The 17,949-nt window shown below is 71.3% G+C and carries 14 protein-coding genes; 3 read left to right on the forward strand and 11 right to left on the reverse strand.

Annotated elements, in window-relative coordinates; translation table 11 throughout:
* Positions 1 to 114 precede the first annotated feature (114 nt).
* From ACIQM3_RS19690 to ACIQM3_RS19740, 11 genes are all read right to left on the reverse strand, one after another.
* Positions 115 to 1,464 carry an MFS transporter gene (locus ACIQM3_RS19690; RefSeq protein WP_401625806.1) on the reverse strand — a complete coding sequence of 450 codons (1,350 nt, stop codon included), beginning with the start codon at positions 1,462 to 1,464 and terminating at the stop codon, positions 115 to 117.
* Between the two features lie 83 nt (positions 1,465 to 1,547).
* The gene (locus tag ACIQM3_RS19695) at positions 1,548 to 2,699 is read right to left on the reverse strand and encodes an LLM class flavin-dependent oxidoreductase (RefSeq protein ID WP_401625808.1); all 1,152 of its coding nucleotides are present in this window, start codon (positions 2,697 to 2,699) and stop codon (positions 1,548 to 1,550) included.
* 209 nt (positions 2,700 to 2,908) lie between these two features.
* On the reverse strand, positions 2,909 to 2,998 hold the full coding sequence (locus ACIQM3_RS19700; protein ID WP_375147069.1) for a putative leader peptide: 90 nt from the start codon (positions 2,996 to 2,998) through the stop codon (positions 2,909 to 2,911).
* A 133-nt stretch (positions 2,999 to 3,131) separates the two neighbouring features.
* Positions 3,132 to 3,950 carry an integrase gene (locus tag ACIQM3_RS19705; RefSeq protein WP_401625811.1) on the reverse strand — a complete coding sequence of 273 codons (819 nt, stop codon included), beginning with the start codon at positions 3,948 to 3,950 and terminating at the stop codon, positions 3,132 to 3,134.
* A gap of 82 nt (positions 3,951 to 4,032) precedes the next feature.
* Entirely contained in the window at positions 4,033 to 5,910 is a 1,878-nt protein-coding gene (locus tag ACIQM3_RS19710) for a CocE/NonD family hydrolase (RefSeq protein WP_401625813.1), read from the reverse strand.
* A 275-nt stretch (positions 5,911 to 6,185) separates the two neighbouring features.
* Positions 6,186 to 7,718, reverse strand: coding sequence for a DUF6056 family protein (locus ACIQM3_RS19715; RefSeq protein ID WP_401625816.1), 1,533 nt, complete (start codon positions 7,716 to 7,718; stop codon positions 6,186 to 6,188).
* Between the two features lie 6 nt (positions 7,719 to 7,724).
* Positions 7,725 to 9,179 carry a glycosyltransferase gene (locus ACIQM3_RS19720; RefSeq protein ID WP_401625819.1) on the reverse strand — a complete coding sequence of 485 codons (1,455 nt, stop codon included), beginning with the start codon at positions 9,177 to 9,179 and terminating at the stop codon, positions 7,725 to 7,727.
* A 175-nt stretch (positions 9,180 to 9,354) separates the two neighbouring features.
* The gene (locus ACIQM3_RS19725) at positions 9,355 to 9,702 is read right to left on the reverse strand and encodes a VOC family protein (RefSeq protein WP_401517272.1); all 348 of its coding nucleotides are present in this window, start codon (positions 9,700 to 9,702) and stop codon (positions 9,355 to 9,357) included.
* A 165-nt stretch (positions 9,703 to 9,867) separates the two neighbouring features.
* On the reverse strand, positions 9,868 to 11,934 hold the full coding sequence (locus ACIQM3_RS19730; protein WP_401625822.1) for an iron ABC transporter permease: 2,067 nt from the start codon (positions 11,932 to 11,934) through the stop codon (positions 9,868 to 9,870).
* A 6-nt stretch (positions 11,935 to 11,940) separates the two neighbouring features.
* Positions 11,941 to 12,921, reverse strand: coding sequence for an ABC transporter substrate-binding protein (locus ACIQM3_RS19735; protein ID WP_401625825.1), 981 nt, complete (start codon positions 12,919 to 12,921; stop codon positions 11,941 to 11,943).
* Positions 12,918 to 13,817: an ABC transporter ATP-binding protein gene (locus tag ACIQM3_RS19740; protein ID WP_401625828.1), complete on the reverse strand. Its 900-nt coding sequence runs from the start codon at positions 13,815 to 13,817 to the stop codon at positions 12,918 to 12,920. The genes ACIQM3_RS19735 and ACIQM3_RS19740 overlap by 4 nt, the downstream gene beginning before the upstream one ends.
* A gap of 563 nt (positions 13,818 to 14,380) precedes the next feature.
* Here ACIQM3_RS19740 and ACIQM3_RS19745 point away from each other — a divergent pair.
* From ACIQM3_RS19745 to ACIQM3_RS19755, 3 genes are all read left to right on the forward strand, one after another.
* Complete coding sequence (locus tag ACIQM3_RS19745) at positions 14,381 to 15,736, forward strand: lysine N(6)-hydroxylase/L-ornithine N(5)-oxygenase family protein (RefSeq protein WP_401625831.1); 1,356 nt, start codon at positions 14,381 to 14,383, stop codon at positions 15,734 to 15,736.
* Positions 15,737 to 15,821: 85 nt separating this feature from the next.
* Entirely contained in the window at positions 15,822 to 16,880 is a 1,059-nt protein-coding gene (locus ACIQM3_RS19750; protein ID WP_401625832.1) for a FecCD family ABC transporter permease, read from the forward strand.
* Positions 16,877 to 17,938, forward strand: coding sequence for a FecCD family ABC transporter permease (locus ACIQM3_RS19755; protein ID WP_401625835.1), 1,062 nt, complete (start codon positions 16,877 to 16,879; stop codon positions 17,936 to 17,938). Before ACIQM3_RS19750 ends, ACIQM3_RS19755 begins: the two co-directional genes overlap by 4 nt.
* Positions 17,939 to 17,949: the final 11 nt, after the last annotated feature.

Raw genomic sequence — 17,949 nt, forward strand, 5'->3', positions numbered from 1 at the left:
CCCACCCTGCCCTCGGCGTCCGGGGGCGATCCGCACCTGCTTTCGGCCTCCGTCACGGACATCGTGGACAGGTTCGCGCATCCCCTCGGGCGGAGCCTCATGCGGGTGAGGTACTCAGGTCCGGGCGCCCTCGGCGCTCCCCGAGCCCGCCCCCACCAGGGAGGGCAGGGCCGCCGGTGAGGCCGGAGCCGAGGCGGTCCGTCCGGTCGGCACGTGCTGGTCCCCGTCCCGGAGCCGGCTGGTCGCCCACACGCTCACCAGGCCGGTCAGCGCCAGGTAGCCGCAGGCCCACCACGGGCTGCCCGCGCCGAGAGCCAGGAGCGCGGTCATGATCAGAGGGGTGATGCCGGACGCGAAGATGCCGGACATCTGGTAGACGAACGACATGCCCGTGTACCGGACCGGCGTGGCGAACAGGGCCGCGAACAGGGTGCCCTGGGCGCCGTAGAACGAGCCGTGCACGATGCCCAGAGTCACGACGAGCGCCGCTGCGAACGCCCAGGTCCCGCCGGTACCGAAGAGCCAGAACGCCGGGAAGACGGAGACGGTGAACGCGGCCATGCCCACGAGGTAGACCCGGTGGGCCCCGTAGCGGTCGACGGCGCTTCCCGACACCGGAATCAGCGCGGCCATGACGAGCGCGGCAGCCGTGACCGCGAGCAGCACCGGGGTGCGCGCCAGCTCGAGCGTCCCCGTCGCGTAGGTGATGGCGAACACCGCCCAGGTGTTGAAGGCGGCCCCCTCGCCCCACCGCGCGAGCATGCCCAGCAGGACGTGACGGCGCGCGGCCGGCTCACGCCACAGCTCCACCAGCGGCGCCGCGCGGGGCAGTTCCTGGAGGCGACGGGCGGCACGGAAGGCGGGCGTCTCGTCGATCTTCAGACGCACGGTCAGTCCGACCACGACGAGCACCAGGCTGATGAGGAAGGCGATCCGCCATCCGTAGTCGAGGAACGCCGACTCGCTGAGCACATTGCTCAGCAGCGCGAACACCCCGGTGCCCAGCGCCAGCCCGATGGCGAGCCCGATCTGCGGATAGCTGCCGAACCGGCCCTTCCGCCCCGCCGGCCCGTACTCCACGGCCAGCAGCACCGCCCCGGCCCACTCCCCGCCCAGCGCCACGCCCTGAGCGACGCGCAGGACCAGAAGCAGAGCGGGGGCGAGGACACCGACCTGCTGGTACGTGGGCAGCAGACCGATCAGCGCGGTGGAGACCCCCATGAGGCCCATGGTGAAGGCGAGGGTGTGTTTGCGGCCGATCCGGTCACCGAGGTGCCCGAAGAGCAGGCCGCCCACGGGACGGGCGACGAAACCCACCGCGAACGTCGCGAACGAAAGCATCGTGCCGACCGTGCCGTCGGCCGTGGGGAAGAACAGCTTGTTGAAGACCAGCCCGGCAGCCGTGCTGTAGAGGAAGAAGTCGTACCACTCCACCGTGGTGCCGAGCAGGCTGGCGAGCACCACGGTCCTCAGCCGCCGGGGAGACGTGGCATCCTGTCCCGGCTCCGAAGCGCTCTGCCGTGCCCTCGGGGGCACGGGCGTGGCGCTCACCGGCCGGCGAACGGGACGGTGCCCGCCTCGACGATGCGCGGACCGGCCGGGTGCTGCCACAGACCGCGCTTCTCCAGCAGCGGCAGAACGCCCTCGCCGAACCAGTACGCCTCCTCCAGGTGGGGCACGCCGGACAGGACGAACTCGTCGATGCCGAGCCGGTGGTACTCCTCGATGAGGTTCGCGACCTCCGTATGACTGCCGACCAGCGCCGTGCCCGCACCGCCGCGGACCAGGCCGACGCCCGCCCACAGATTCGGGTAGATCTCGAGGTCGCCGGTGTCCCCGCTGTTGTGCAGCGCGCGCATCCGCCGCTGTCCTTCGGACTCGCTGGTCGCGAGGCCGCGCTGCACCGCCTTGACACGCTCCGGGTCCATGGCGGCGAGGAGCCGCTCCGCCTCGGCCCACGCCTGAGCCGATGTGTCCCGGCTGATGGTGTGCAGGCGGATGCCGAACCGTACGGAGCGTCCCTGGGCGGCAGCCAGCGAGCGCACCCAGTCGATCTTCTGCTTCACCTGCTGCGGCGGTTCGCCCCAGGTCAGATACACATCGGTGTACCGCGCCGCCACCTCACCGGCCGCGGGCGACGAGCCGCCGAAGTAGATCTGCGGCACCGGATCGGGCAGCCTGGTCAACTCGGCTGCCTCGACCCGCAGATGCTCGCCGTGATGGTCGACCGTCTCACCGGCCCAGAGCCGCCGCACGATGTCCAGGAACTCCCCGGTACGGGCGTACCGCTGGTCCTTGTCGAGGAAGTCACCGTACGCGCGCTGCTCGGCGGACTCGCCTCCCGTGACGACGTTGAGCAGCAGCCTGCCGTGGGACTGCCGCTGGTAGGTCGCCGCCATCTGCGCCGACAGCGTCGGGCTTATCTGGCCGGGGCGGAAGGCGACCAGGAATTTCAGCCGCTCGGTGACCTGGGTGAGCATGGCCGTGGTCAGCCAGGCGTCCTCGCACCACGCCCCCGTGGGGGTGAGTGCCCCGACGAAGCCGAGCTGTTCCGCGGTGCGGGCGATCTGGCCGAGGTACTCGATGGAGGCCGGCCGGTCTCCGCCGGCGCTGCCGGGCGTCGAGCCGTGGCCGCCGCCGACGACGTGGCGGCTGTCACCGGTCGTGGGCAGGAACCAGTGGAAGGTAAGAGCAGACATGCGGGAGCTCCCGAGGGGTGCGGAGGACTGCGTGCCGGCACGCCGGCAGGGCATGCCGCGGCTGCCCGGCGGCGTACGGTCAGGTACGCGTCGAGGCACGCGGGGACACGGGGAGAGAAGGGCCGCGGCGCGGTGGTGGTGCCGCGGGGATGCGAATGCGCGAGAAGCTCAGGGCCGGGGGAGCTGAGGTCCCGAGGGCCAGGCCGGCGTCAGCGGCGACAGGTCGCGCTGGACTGGCGACACAGGTCGACGTGCAGGCGCGCCACGAGGAAGTCGGCAGCAGCGGTCATGTCAGGCATTGTGGGGGAACCGCACCGGCCGGCTCAAGTCCTGACCGGCCGGCGTTTCAGCAGGTGAGACTGGCGGACGCCGAAGGGTGGCCGAGGGAGAGTGCGTTGGCAGGCCGCGGTGGGCGCTCCCACCCGGCCGGCGTCAGGCCTCACCGAGGTCGGAAACGGGGCCTGGGACAAGGTCGGTGCAGTGCGCGACGGTCGCATCGTCCGCCGCCACCGCGTGGCGCGCCTCCGCCTGCCGGACCCGGCGGATGATCTCGGCGGGACCGTTCGACGCCAGGACGGCCATGACCTCCGGCCAGTCGGCCAGCCGGAACAGGTCCACGAGGCGGCCGGCGCCGTTGCTGAGCAGGGCGGCACCGGACAGCCCGGAGACCGGACAACTTCCGGTGACCGCCTCGTCGGCCGCCCGCGGGTCGTCCTTGGCCACCCAGAAGCCACCCGGCCGGTTCCGGTTGGCGCGCAGGTCCCGGAGAATCCGGTGGTACGCGCCGCTGTCCTCGGCGGTGGCCTCGAGCGCGGACCGGTACGACCGGCTGATGACCACCTCCCGGGGATCGGAGACGACGAGCGGTGCCCCCTCCGCCGTGTCGAGCACGAGGACCGCGTCACCCAGGACCAGATACTCGGCGATGCCCTCGGAGACGCGCAGCAAGGCGACGGCCGCCGACGGGCTGACGGGGTCGGCCACATCGCAGGTGTCCCGGTGATCGTCCGTCACCTGTTCGATGGCCGCGGCCAGCAGCCCCGGGAGACCGGGCTCTCCGGCGAGGGACAAGAGGCCGAGAATGCTGCCTCCCAGACGCGTGGCGTACCAGGCCACGCCGTGCCGGCAGATCGACTCGGTGCCGGGGATGCCGGCGCCGTCGACCAGTACCGCCGCCGTCGGCACGGCACCGGTGAAGTCCTCGTTCACGTGGCCGGGTCGTGCCGCCCCGCTCGTCATCGTCACCCGCATGTCGTGCCGCCGCCTCCTGCCGGTCGATGCGTCGACGGTACAACCGGGGACACCCACCGGCAGGAGAACGACGGCCCGAGGGTCAGAGGCGGCCGCCGGGGACCACCGTGAACGTGGCGGGCCCGGCCGGCAGGTCCACCGTGTACTGGCTCAGGTAGGTGTCCAGGTACGGCGAGCGGGCACCTCCGGTGGGGACGTCGTCGGACGGGTCGTCCAGGGCCAGTCGGAGCCGGGCGTCCTTGACGTCGATCGTCCCGCCGGACGGGGTGTCGCGCCACGAGCCGGTCCGGATGGAGCCCACTTCCACCGCGAGGACGTGACCGGCCGTCAGCGTCCAGTCGGTCGCCTTGAGGTCGACGGTGATCCTGCCCGTGGACAGCAGCGAGACCTGTTCGTCGAACATGACGGCGGTGCCGTCCGGGGCGACGTCGTACAGCTTGAGCATGACATTGCCCTCTCCCTCGGCGCTCAGGGAGATCTGCGGGGTCCCCGTGATCCGCACGGACTTCTTGAGCGCCTTGGACCATACGAAGAAGCTCGATGTGACCTTCCCCGCCTTCTGGAGCAGGGCTTGTCCCTCGGCCAGACCCCTCGGCGCGGCCGGGTCGGTGGTGGGCGCGTTCTCCATGTCCCAGTCACCGGACGGCTTCACGCGCTTCTGGAGGGCCGGCAGCCCGGACGTCGCCAGGGCGGCGAGGGAGGAGAGGCCGCCGTCGTCCACGTACGATCCGCTGCCCAGGGGGAGGGTGACGGAACGCTCCACGGCCGGCCAGGTCCTCTGGGCCCGCCACGTGCCGGTGGAGTCCTCGACCGAGTAGACCGGGTAGCGGACCTCCGGCCTGGTGCCCTTGAGGTACTGGTCGTAGAAGGAGAGCGTCTCGTCGTACCAGCCCTCACGCCCCATGGACAGGCGCCCGTCGCTGGTGCGGTCCCCGCCGCGTACGTGCTCCCACTGGCCCACCCAGCCGCGCTCGGGGCCCTTGTGGTTGTCCAGGTACTCCTGCATCTCCTCGGGCTTGGTGTTGTTCTCGATGAAACCCTGGGTCACGAAGAGCGGGGTGTCGGTGCCCTTGGCCGCCTTGGCCAGGTCCCGTGCGGTCCAGAACGCGTCGTCCTGGTCGGCTATCCGGTAGCCGGCCGCGTTCTGCGTCAGGCACTCCGGATGCGATTGCTCGTAGCGGGAGTTGGCCAGATAGCGGGGGTCGTCGTCCGGCAGCTGGGCCAGCGTGGCGATGGAGTTGTAGGCGTTGGCGGTGCCGGTGACGTTCGGGCGGGGTACACCGTTCGAGTAGATGTACTGGTACATGTCCCAGACCGGCTCCTGGGCGACGACGGCCTTGAGCGCGCGCTGGTCCAGGTTGTTGCCGATCAGACCGGTCACGGCGTCGTACGACTTGCCGTACAAGCCCACCGCACCCGTGGACCAGGGCTGTTTCGCGGCCCAGTCGATCGCCGCCCTCACGTCGGCCTGCTCGCCGGGGCCACCCCAGTCGAGGCAGCCGGTGGAGCCGCCGAAGCCGCGCAGGTCGACCATGACGAAGGCGTAACCCTGGTCGAACAGGTCGGTGCCCTCGATGAAGTCCTGGAACCGGTCGGAGGGGCCGGTACGGGTCCAGCCCTCGGCGCCCGACTGCCCGGAGTGCCCGAAGTACGGGCCGACCGACAGGATGACGGGCACCTTCGCCTTCTTTGGCAGCCCTTCGGGCAGCAGCACGTCGGCATGCAGTTCCGTGCCGGAGCGGTCCGAGGACGGGAAGTAGTGCTGCGTCCAGAGGGAGCCCTCGGGGACACGGTCGTTCTCCTGATGTGTGACGGGGTCGGCCGCGGTGGCGACCGGCCCCGTCCGCTCCTGCGCCGCCGCGGGCCCGGAGGCGGCTGCGGGGCCGGCGACGACGCCGGTCAGCGCGAGGGCGGTGACGAGTGCTGAGGCGGCCCATCCGGCCGTACGACGTGCTCTCACATGCTTCTCCCGGCTTGGTGGGTACGGGGTGTCGCAGTGGTGCAGGCCGAGCAGCGGCCCCCGGGCCCGCCGTGAGGAGCGCAGCGTTGAACGCGCACATCCGTGGAGCTGGGTCACAGTCGCGGACGCGAACCGGAGCCGACGGCGGTGAAGTCTATGATCACCCCGGGAAAGCTTCAACAGGCACGTGTGTCACGCGTGTTACCGATTCCCGGGACCGGGCGGCGCGGGGACGGGCGCAGAAGCGCCGGTGCCCGGAACGGTGCTCGTCCGTCCTACCCGCGGCCGGGGGACCGGGTCGCGTCGGTGACGCGGTCGATCCGGTAGTAGTCGGCGACGCATCCTCCGGGCCAGTACGAGCGCCCACGTCGGCTGAACGGCTCCAGCATCTGACTGATCACGAGTCGCTCGTACGGAAGGACCGTCGCGCCGGCGCTCGCCCCCTCGCGCAGCCGTCGGTCCTGGGCATCCCACTCCCCGGCCCGAGCACGCATGTTCGTGTCGAGGTCGAGCAGTGCGACGGCCGGCCCGAAGCAGACCAGGACGCAGAGCACCGCGCACGCGGCCTGCAGGGGGCCGGTCCTCCTCGCCCGCTGCCGGGCGGCCAGCCCCAGAAGGGCACCGGCAGCGACGAGCAGGGCCACGTAGACCAACAGGTAGTCGTTCCAGAGCCGGTTGGCGCTCGGATCACTCACCCGGCCCTGGAACACCGGATAGGCCACGACCGTGCAGAGGAAGCCGGACACGAGGAGCGCGGCCACCGCCGCACAGGCCGTCAGAGGCCAGTGGGCGGGCGGGCCGGGCGGACTCCTGTCCGGGCGCCGGCACAGCAGGCCCAGGAGCACCCCCACCGCCACCGCCCCGACGTACTGCCACGTGGTGGCCACGGTCAGCGCGATCTCCGCGAATCCGCGCAACGAGGCGACGAGCGACTCCGGCGCGACCATGGACGTCGTACCCGCCCCGAACCGGTCACGCCGGGCGTTCGAGCCGGGTGAGGTGATCAGGACGAGGGCCCCGGCGGCGACCCCGGTGAGGCCGGCCGCGCACCAGAGGCGGAGGAAGCGCCTTAATGGGCCGGCGGCAACTCGGCCGCTGAGGACGAGGACGGTGACCAGCAGCACCGCCACGACGATCGCGGTCTCCTCCGAGAGCGTGCCGATGGCCAGGCAGGCGACGAGGGCCACGGCGACGGCCGCGCCCCTGCCACGGGGCGTACGGGCCACCAGGAACGGAAGCAGCGCGGCACAGGCCAGCACGGGCGGCATCGTGTGCGAGACGGACGCCGCCGGCCAGTAGAACGTCTTGTACGTGTTGGGCGTGACGAACAGGAAGAGTGCGGTCGTCATGGCCGCGACCAGCAGGGGCAGCCCCCGCGGCACGGTGAGCCGGAGACGCCGCAGCGCGAGGACGGCCGCAGCCCACAGCACCGCCAGTGTCAGCACACCGGTGACCAGGCCGAACCACTGGTGGCCCGCGACCTGGAACTTCGCGTAGGCGCCGACCAGTACGGCGTTGACGACCCGCCCGTTGTCGTCGAAGTAGAACCGGCCGACGAGGCCGGTGACGCCGTGGTCCCGCACGGTGGGCAGGAAGCACCAGTCGTCCGCGCCGGGACGGACCGACCGCCCGAACCACGCTGCCGCGGCGAGCAGGGCCAGGGGCGGCAGGGAGAGGGCGGTCAGCCAGAGCGAGGTCCGCGTGCGTGGCCGGGAGCCGTGCTGCGGACGCCCGGGCAGACCCCGCGGGTCGTGCACCGTGGCGTCCGGCCGGTCAGGGGCCGCGGACTCCGGTGTGCTGTCGGACATCCGCGCTCACCGGTCCTCGGAGGCGCGGACGGGGAGGTCGGGGACCGGCGCGCCCACGGGCGGCTCGGGCTGCTGCGTGGGCCGCCCGGCCGGGGTGGGGGCCTCGCGGCGGCCCGACATGATCGCCCACCGGGCCAGCAGGAAGGAGACCGGCGTGACGAGGACACCGGCGACGAGCGCGGCCAGGTTCTTGTCCATGCCGAGGCCGCTGACCGCCCCGTAGAGCAGAGCGCCCGAAGCCACGAGGTTCACCAGGCTCGACACGGGATAGCGCACGAAGGCGCGCCATGTCGGCTTCGTACGGCAGGTGACGTAGGAGTTGAGCAGGAACGAGCACACGATGCTGACCGCGTATCCGAGGACATGGGCGACCAGATAAGGAATCCAGCGGTTCAGGACGGCGTAGACACCCAGATAGACAGCTGTGTTCACGCATCCCACCAGGACGAAACTGGCGAACTGGCGCGCGGTGCGACCCCGGGGGGAGACGGGCGCGGTCACCGCGGGCGGAGGGCGGTCCGACGGCACGGGACAGCTCTCGTCGGTCTCCCGCACCACATACGGCGGTCGGTGCTTCGCCTCGTGGTAGATGCGCCCCACGTACTCGCCGATGACCCCTAGGGTCACCAGCTGGATACCGCTGAGTGCCACCACCGCGGTGAGCAGCGTGGCATAGCCCGGAGTGTCCGCGCCGTGCAGCACCACGGTCACCACCGTCCACACCGCGTAGGCCAGGGCCGAGAGAAAGACCCAGAAGCCGGTGTAGATGGCCAGGCGGAGCGGGCGGTTGTTGAAGGACAGGAGTCCGTCGATGCCGTAGTTCAGCAGCCGCCGGCTGCCCCATTTCGAGCGGCCTGCCACACGTTCGCTGTTCCGGTAGCGGAAGCTGACGGTGTCGAAGCCGATCCAGGAGAAGATCCCCTTCGAGAAACGGTTGCTCTCCGGCATGGACAGGACGCTCTCCACCGCCCGCCGCGACAGCAGCCGGAAGTCCCCGGTCCCGTCGAGGAGCTCCACGTCCACACAGCGGCGCACGACCGCGTAGTAGGCGTGGCTGAGTGTGCTGCGGACCATGCCCTCGCCCGAGCGGTCACGACGCGGGATGACCTGGTCGTAACCGTGGCGGTGCAGTTCGAGCATGCGGGGAATGAGCTCGGGCGGGTGCTGGAGGTCGGCGTCCATGATCACCACGGCGGCGCCCCGCGACATGCGGAGCCCGGCGAGCATGGCGGCCTCCTTGCCGAAGTTCCGGCTGAACGCCGTGTACCTGGTCCGCTCGTCCTGGGCGGCGAACGCGTTGAGCATCACCCGTGTGCGGTCGTTGCTGCCGTCGTCCACGTAACAGATCTCGAAGGGCTCCTTGAGCCGTTCCAGGACGGCGGTCAACGCCACGTGGAAGGACCCGATGCCCTCGGCCTCGTCGAAGCAGGGCACGACGACCGACAGCTGAAGGCCGGTCACGCGACACCTCCGGACGTACGGGGACCCGGAGCGGCGGGTTCGGCGCGCTCCGCCCGCAACAGTGGCGCATCCGGTGGAGAAGTCCTCCTCCTGCCGCTCCGGACGCGCGAGCCGTCGGCCTCTTTCGCACGAACGGCGCATGGTCAGGCGAGGTGGCGGCGTCTGGGCAGCCGGATCATCGGTGGCCCACCACGTTGACGACGCGGCCGTTGGGGTCACGGACGAAGAACCGGCGCACACCCCACTCCTCGTCCTGCAGCGGGTGCACGATCTCGGCGCCGTTCGCCCGCATCACCGCGTAAGCCGCGTCCACGTCGTCCACCTCCACGCTCACGTCCGGCACCACCGGGGCCGCCTTGTCGTGGCTCATGAAGGTGATCTGCGCCGTGGGGTTGGAAGGAGAGGCGAGCGTCATGACCCACCCGAGGTTCATGACCTCCTCGAACCCCAGGAGTCCGTAGAACCCCCGGCTCTCCTCCATGGCCTCTGAACGGATGTCCGGCACGACGCGGCGGATGGACACGGTGCACTCCTGCTGAGGGACGAAGGCGGATGTGCCTCTGATTCTGTCCAGGAGGGGACCGGGCCGCACCCTCCACGTCCGCATCGGCCGCAACGCGTCCCGCGGGCGCGGCGGTGGACGGTCGGCGGTGCGGGCTCCGGTCTGTGGAGCCCGCACCGCCCGGTCTCATCGGCGCGTGCGGACCAGCAGGTAGAGAAAGTACGGCGCACCGATGACTGCCGTCATCAGACCGGCCCCGAGCTGGGCCGGGGCGATCACCGTGCGCCCCGCCAGATCCGCCAGGCAGACCAGCACCGCACCGAGGAGGAGCGAGACCGGGACCACCCGCACGTGCCGCCGGCCGACGAGGGCGCGCGCCGCGTGCGGGGCGACCAGCCCGACGAAGCCGATCGTGCCCGCGGCCGCGACGGCGGAGGCGCTCAGCAGGACGGCGACCACGAGGAAACCGAGACGTGCCCGGGGGAGACCGAGGCCCAGAAGCCTCGGGGTGTCCTCGTCGAGCGCGACGAGGTCCAGTTCCCGTCGGCGCACCACCGCCAGGACGATGCCGACGACGAGCACGACGGCCACCGGCAGCGCATCGGGCATGTTCCGTCCGTACGTCGAACCGGACAGCCAGGTGAGGGCCTTCGTCGTGTCGAACGGGTCGCTGAGCACGATGATCAGGCTGATCAGCGCCGCCGCGGCGGAGGACACCCCCATGCCGAGCAGCACCAGCCTGCTCTGCCGGAAACCGCCCCGTGCGGCCAGCCCGAAGACGAGCGACGCGGTGACGGCGGCCCCGCCGAACGCCGCTCCCGCAACCTCCCACGAACCGGCGGACTGCGCGGTGGTCACCAGCAGGACGGCGCCGAGACCGGCGCCTCCGGAGACCCCCAGGACGCCCGGCTCCGCGAGCGGATTGCGGGTCACGGCCTGCACCAGGGTGCCGGACAGGGCCAACGCGGCACCCGCGAGGAGCGCGGCCGTCACCCGGGGCACCCGGGTGTCGAGGACGAACGTGACGACACGGCCCGCCCTGCCCTGCGCCCAGTTCACGACGTCTCCGAGCAGCAGCTTCGAGTCGCCGAGGAGTACCGCCGCCACCAGCACGCCCACGAGGACGACGGCGAGCACGGCCACGGTCACCAGGAACGCGGTCCGTCCGGGGATCCGCAGCCGGTCCGGCGCGTCCGCCGCCGCGGTGTCACGGGTACGGAGCGCCATCACGACGAGGAACACCCCGCCGACCACGGTCGTGACGACGCCGGTCGGCACCTCGACGGCGGTGTCGGCGGGCACGAACGCGCGCAGCAGCACGTCCGAGCCCAGCACGAGCGCGGCCCCCACGAGCCCCGCCACGGGCAGGCTCACCCGGGAGCGGGCGAGCCCCCGGAAGCGCCGGATGAGAGGCCGTACGAGCGCGGGCGCGCAGAGGCCGACGAACCCGATCGGGCCGGCGAGCGTGACCGCTGCAGCGGAGAGCAGGGTGGCGAGCACGACCGTGGTGACCCGGGTCCCACGGACGGGCACGCCCAGCCCACGGGCCGCGTCGTCGCCCAGGGCCAGGGCGTCGACGCGTCGGGCGACGAGCATCAGCCCGACAAGGCCGACGGCGATGACCGGGGCCATCTGGATGACACCGTCGAAGCCGTTCTGGCCGACGCTTCCCTGGTTCCACCGGTAGAGCCCCTCGGTCTGCTGAGGGAACAGCAGGAGCAGCGCTTCGGTCGCCGCGTTCAGCCCCAGGGCCAGCGCGCTGCCCGCGAGAACCAGACGGACGGTGCCCTTGCCGAGCCCGGACAGCCCGAGCACGACGGCCGCGGCGGCGAGTCCGCCGACGAACGCGGCCCCTGACGAGGCGAGGAGCGGGAGGGTGGTGCCGGTGACGGCGAGCACCCCGAGCGCCAGGTAGGAGCCGGCGTTCACGGCGAGCGTGTCGGGTGAGGCGAGGACGTTCCGGCTGACCGCCTGGAGGGCGGAGCCGGCCATGCCGAGTGCCAGTCCGATGAGGACGGCGGCCACCATCCTCGGCAGCCGGGAGGCGACCACCACGGAGGCGTCCCCCGCCTCGGCCTTTCCGACGATCGCGTTCCAGACCTCCGACGCTCCGACGTCGGCGGTGCCCTGGGTGATGTCGACGGCGGCGAGGACGGTGACCAGCAGCACGAGCGCGGCCGCCACGGCGACCGCGCCCGTCGTGGCCGCGGTGGTGCGGTCACGGCCCACCGCGGTCCTGTCGATGACGGCCACGGCGCGCTACTTCGTCAGCGCGTCGACGAGGGAGTCGGCGTACGCCTCCATCGAGCGGGGGCCGCCGAACATCCAGACGCCGTCGGGCAGCCGGTGCACGTTGCCGTCCTTCACGAAGGGGAGCGACTTCCACACGGCGTTCTTCGCGAGAGTGCCGGTGAACGGGTCGCCGTCGACGTCGTTCGCGATGTACGAGAACTGGACGTCGCCGAGGCCGGTGAGCCCTTCGACGTCGGTGGTGGCGAGGCCGTAGCTCGCGTCACCCTTGACGGTCCAGGCGTTCTTGAGCCCCAGACGCTCGTTGACGGCGCCGAGGAGGGACCCGCCGGTGAAGGCGCGGACGGAGACCTGATTCGACGCGACATAGCCGTCCGCCGAAGCGATCTCGGCGCCGCCGAGGCCGGCGTCCGCGAGGGCCTTCCTGCCCTCGGCGAGGCTCGCTTCGAAGTCCTTCTTGACGGTGCCCGCCCGGTCCTCCTTGCCGGTGGCCTTCGCGATGAGGTCGAGGCCCTGTGTCATCGTGCCGATCTGGTCGGCGGCGTCGGCGGACGTGACCTCCAGGACGGGTGCGACCTTACGGAGCTGCTTCACCACCGCCGGCGCGAGGTCACTGGTGGCGACCACGAGGTCGGGTGCGAGAGCCGCGACGGTGTCGATGCTCGGCTCGCCGCGGGTGCCGATGTCCTTGGGGTCTCCAGTGAGCGGGGCCGCGGTGTTCCACGCGGTGTAGCCCTTCACGTCGGCGACACCCACGGGGGCGACTCCGAGGGTGATCAGGTCCTCGACCACGTTCCACTCGGTGGCGACGACCTTCGTGGCGGGGCCGTCGAGGGTCACCTTCGTGCCCTTGGCGTCGGTGAGGGTGATCTTCCCGGCTGACTTCGCCGAAGCCGCGGAATCGTCGGAGGAGGGCTCCGTGGTCCCGCAGGCGGCCAGGGACAGGGCGGCGACGGCGACGGTGGCCGTGGCGAGGATGCGGCGTCTCATGAGGAGGTGCTGAGCCTTTCGGTTCTGGAATGGTGGCGGCCGATCGCGCGGGTGCGGAGCCGGCCGGTCGAGGGATCGGTGTCCACGTCGATGCGTATGCCGTAGACGTCCGACAGGAGGTCCGGCGTGAACACGTCCTCGGGCACACCGTCGGCGACGATGCGTCCCGCGTGCAGCAGCGCTACGCGGTCGGCGACCGCCGCGGCCTGGTCGAGGTCGTGGAGGACGACGCCCACGGCGATGCCGTGGGCGTCGGCGAGATCGCGGATCAGATCGAGGAGTTCGACCTGATAGCGGAGATCGAGGTAGGTGGTCGGTTCGTCCAGGAGCAGGACATCCGTCTCCTGCGCGAGACAGCTCGCCAGCCACACGCGCTGGAGCTGCCCGCCGGAGAGCTGTTCGACGCCCCGCCCGGCGAGGTCCTCCACTCCGGTGAGGCCGAGGGCCCGGTCCACCGCTGCGGTGCCGCGGGGATCGGGACGGCCCCAGCGGCCCCGGTAGGGGTAGCGGCCGAAGTCGACCACGTCCCGGACGGTGAGCCCGCCCGGCGTCGACCGGGACTGTGTCAGGAGCGCGACGCGACGCGCGAACTCGCGGGCCCCGAGCGCGAAGCCGTCCGTGGCCCCGTCCGTGCCAGGGCCCACCGTGAGCGAGCCGGCGCGGGCGGTCTGAAGCCGGGCCAGCGTGCGCAACAGGGTCGACTTCCCGCTGCCGTTGGGGCCCACGAGCGCGGTCACCTCTGCCGGTCGCAGGGCGATGGCCGCCTCGTGTACGACGTCGACCCGCCCGTACGCCACGGTCACCCCGTCGGCGGACAGTCCGTGACCACGCGCACGTGGCAGACCGGCAGCCATGGGGGCATCCACAGCGCGGGAAGTGCTCTCACCAGCTCTCATGCACCTTAGGTTAGCCTGCCCTTATGTGGAAGTGAACCGCCCCCTCCCGTTACGCACAGCCACCGGACCGGACGGCTGCCGCGGGCAGCTCGGCCCGTACGCGGGTGCGAACAGGGAGTGTCGCGCGACTGCCCCCAGGCCGAGGAGTCGTGGGCGGGCCGCCCGGCCCGAGGTGAAGTGGGGCGCGAGGTCATGGGCCGGCGAGGACCCCGGTGCCGTCGCTCTGCCGTAGGACGAGCGACACGTCACGACCGGCACCACGTCGCGCTCGGAGTCCAGGAGGGCGGTGCCCGCGGGTCCGGTATCCGAACATGGCGACCCGCGGGAATCCGCCTCGGCGCAGGGCTGACGGCAGCTCAGTAAGCGTGGCTTGCCTCGTGCGCAGCAGGAGTTCACTGAGTGCTCGTCGGCAGGGTCGCCGGTCGCCGTGCTTGCTGCGCCCTATCGACAGCTCCCGAAGATGAGCTTAGGCTCACCTAAATTGCGACGGGTCGCTCCGCTCGGTGTGCCCGGCCCTCGGCACCCCGCGCCTCCGGGCGGCTTCACCGCACGACGGGAGTGACATGTCACAGGATCGGCCTGACGGCGCACCACAGGTCCACGACCTCATCGGCATCGGTTTCGGACCGTCCAACGTGGCCATGGCGATCGCCATCGGCGAGCACAACACGGGGGCGGGCGCGCACGAGGCGGTCACCGCCCGCTTCTTCGAACAGCAGCCGCGCTTCGGCTGGCACCGCGGGATGCTGATCGACGACGCGACCATGCAGGTGTCCTTCCTCAAGGACCTGGTGACGCTCCGGAACCCGGCCAGCGAGTACAGCTTTCTCTGCTACCTCAAGAGCAGGGGCCGGCTGGTCGACTTCATCAACCACAAGAGCCTCTTCCCCCTCCGAGTCGAGTTCCACGACTACTTCGAGTGGGCCGCAGCCAAGGTCGATGCCATGGTCTCCTACGGCCACGAGGTCGTCGGCGTCACGCCTGTCGTACGCGACGGTGTCGTGGAGTACCTGGACGTGACGGTCCGTTCGGCCGAGGGGCTCGTGGCCCACCGGGCCCGCAACGTGGTCATCGGGACCGGGCTGCGGCCGCTCATGCCCGAGGGGGTGGAGCGCGGTGACCGTGTCTGGCACAACTCCGACCTGCTGGCGAAGGTGGAAGGCCTGAAGGGCACCTCGCCCTCCCGGTTCGTCGTCGTGGGCGCCGGGCAGAGCGCGGCCGAGAACGTCGCCTACCTGCACCGCCGCTTCCCGGAGGCCGAGGTCTGCGCGGTCTTCTCGCGCTACGGCTACAGCCCGGCCGACGACAGCGGCTTCGCCAACCGGATCTTCGACCCCGGGGCTGTCGACGAGTACTTCGCCGCGCCCGGAAGCGTCAAGCGCAGGCTGATGGACTACCACGGCAACACCAACTACTCCGTGGTGGACATCGACCTGATCGACGACCTGTACAGGAAGACGTACCAGGAGAAGGTCCTCGGCACCGAGCGGCTGCGCTTCCTCAACGTCTCCCGGCTCGCAGCCGTCGAGGAGGAAGCGGACATGGTCCGAGCCACGGTGAAGTCCCTCGTCACAGGTGAGGAGATCGTCCTGGACGCCGACGTCGTGGTGTTCGCCACCGGTTACAGTCCCGTCGATCCCCTCGGCCTGCTCGGCGAGGTCGCGGACCGCTGCCTCCGCGACGAGGACGGGCGTGTACGCGTCGAGCGCGACTATCGCATCGCGACCGGTCCCGGCCTGAACTGCGGCATCTACCTACAGGGCGGCACGGAGCACACGCACGGCATCACGTCGGCCCTGCTGTCCAACACCGCGATACGGGTCGGCGAGATCCTGGACTCGCTGCTCGGCCGGGGCGTCAAGGACGAACCCGACGAGGCCCGGCTGGTCGCGGAGAATACCGGCGGCACCGCCTGCTAGACCGCACGGCTCCACCTCCAGGCCGGCGCCAGGCGCCCAACTGCCGATGCGTACCGCGTAGATCAAAGGGATATCGTACGTCGCCATGAGCACGACTGCAGTGGAGCGGCCCGCTCCCAGGGGCACGACAGAGGCCCGCCGAAGACGGGTTCTGGGCTTGGGTGCTCTGGTGGCGATCCTCGTGATCGGGGTCGCCGCGTCGCTGGCCGTCGGGGCACGGTCGCTGAGCCCCGCGGAGGTGTGGCACGGGCTGTTCGCCGCGCCCGACCCCGACCAGCGCCTCACCGAGATCAGGCTCATCGTGCGGACCGTGCGGGTCCCCCGGACGGTGCTCGCGATCGTCGCGGGCGTCGCGCTGGGCATCGGCGGGGCGCTGATCCAGGGGTACACACGCAACCCGATCGCGGACACGGGGCTGCTGGGCGTGAACTCCGGGGCCTCGTTCGCCGTGGTGACCGTGATCGCCGTCTTCGGCTTCGCCGACCCGTTCCAGTACGTCTGGTTCGCCTTCCTCGGCGCGGCGGTCGCCGGTGTCGTCGTGTTCGGGTTGTCCAGTATCGGCCGGGGGGCCGGCAATCCGCTGACGCTCGCGCTGGCGGGCCAGGGGATCACGGTGTTCCTCGCGGCGATGACCACGGCGGTCGCGCTGTCGGACCTGAAGTCGCTGAACGCGCTGCGGTTCTGGAACGCGGGCTCCGTGGCCGGCGTCGGCTTCGAAGTGATCTGGCCGGTCACTGCGTTCGTCGCGGTCGGAGTGGTGCTGGCCCTGACCACGCTGCCCTCCCTCAACCTGCTCAACCTGGGGGACGACGTGGCGCGGGGGCTGGGCGTGAACATCGCACTGAGCAGGACCGTCGGCATCGTCGCCATCACCCTGCTCGCGGGCGCGGCGACGGCGGCTTGCGGCCCCATCGCGTTTCTCGGGCTGATGGTGGCCCACGTCGCCCGGTATCTGACCGGGCCGGACTATCGCTGGCTGGTGCCGTACGCGGGTCTCCTCGGAGCCGTCGTCCTTCTGGTCTGCGACATCGTGGGCCGCGTGGTGGTGCGGCCGGGCGAGTTGGACGCGGGTATCGTCGTCGCCCTTCTCGGCGCCCCGTTCTTCGCGGTTCTCGTGTGGCGAGGAAAGTTCAGGAGCGCATGAACGGGACCGATGTGGAGCGGCGGGTGACGCCCGGCGTGCGGCTCGGCCAGGTGTCGTTCGTCTGGCGACCCTGGATGGTGAGCGTCACCCTGCTGCTGGCGGCGCTCACCTTCCTGGTGTTCTGTCTGTCCATCGGGGTCGGCGACTTCCCCATAGGCCTCTCCCGGGTGATCGCCACGATCCTGGGCCGGGGCGAGCAGGTGGACGAGTTCGTGATCATGGACCTGCGGATGCCGCGTGCTCTGGCGGGGCTTCTCGTGGGAATCGCTCTGGGCGTGTCCGGGGCGATCACACAGTCCGTGGCCCGTAACCCACTGGCCAGCCCCGACATTCTGGGTATCACCGGGGGAGCCAGCGCTGTCGCCGTGTTCCTCGTGACCGTGTCGGGCGGGACCGCGGCCGCGGTCGTCAGTACCGTGGGCATGTCGGCGGCGGCGCTCGCGGGCGGCCTCTGCACAGGGCTGCTGGTCTACTTCCTGGCGTGGCGGCGCGGGATCGACGGTTTCCGGCTCATCCTCATCGGCATCTCGGTGACCGCCATGATGGAGGCGGTCACCACCTGGCTCCTGACCGCGGCGGACATCAGGGACGTGGCGCGGGCACAGGCGTGGCTGGTCGGGTCGCTGGACAACCGGTCGTGGGACGAGGTCCGGGTGGTCTTCTGGTGCACGCTCGTCCTCATGGCGGTCGTCGCGGCTGCCGCGTTCCAGTTCAAGCCCCTGCACCTCGGCGACGAGGTCGCCGCGGGGCTCGGCGTCCGCTTCTCGAGGGTGCGGGCGGTCCTGCTCCTGTGCGCGGTGCTGCTGGCCGCCGCTGCGGTGAGCGCCGCGGGCCCGGTCCCGTTCGTGGCACTGGTGGCGCCGCAGGTCGCCATGCGCCTGGTCAGATGCCCGACGCCTCCACTGGTGGCCTCCGGCCTGGTGGGCGCGTTGCTGCTGATCGGCGCGGACCTGATCGCGCGCTCGGCGCTGCCGGTCACCCTCCCGGTCGGCGTGGTCACGGCCGCGATCGGCGGGCCCTTCCTTGTATATCTGCTGGTGCGGGCGAACCTCAGATGACCGACGAACAC

Source organism: Streptomyces sp. NPDC091271 (assembly GCF_044757505.1).
Taxonomy (GTDB): domain Bacteria; phylum Actinomycetota; class Actinomycetes; order Streptomycetales; family Streptomycetaceae; genus Streptomyces.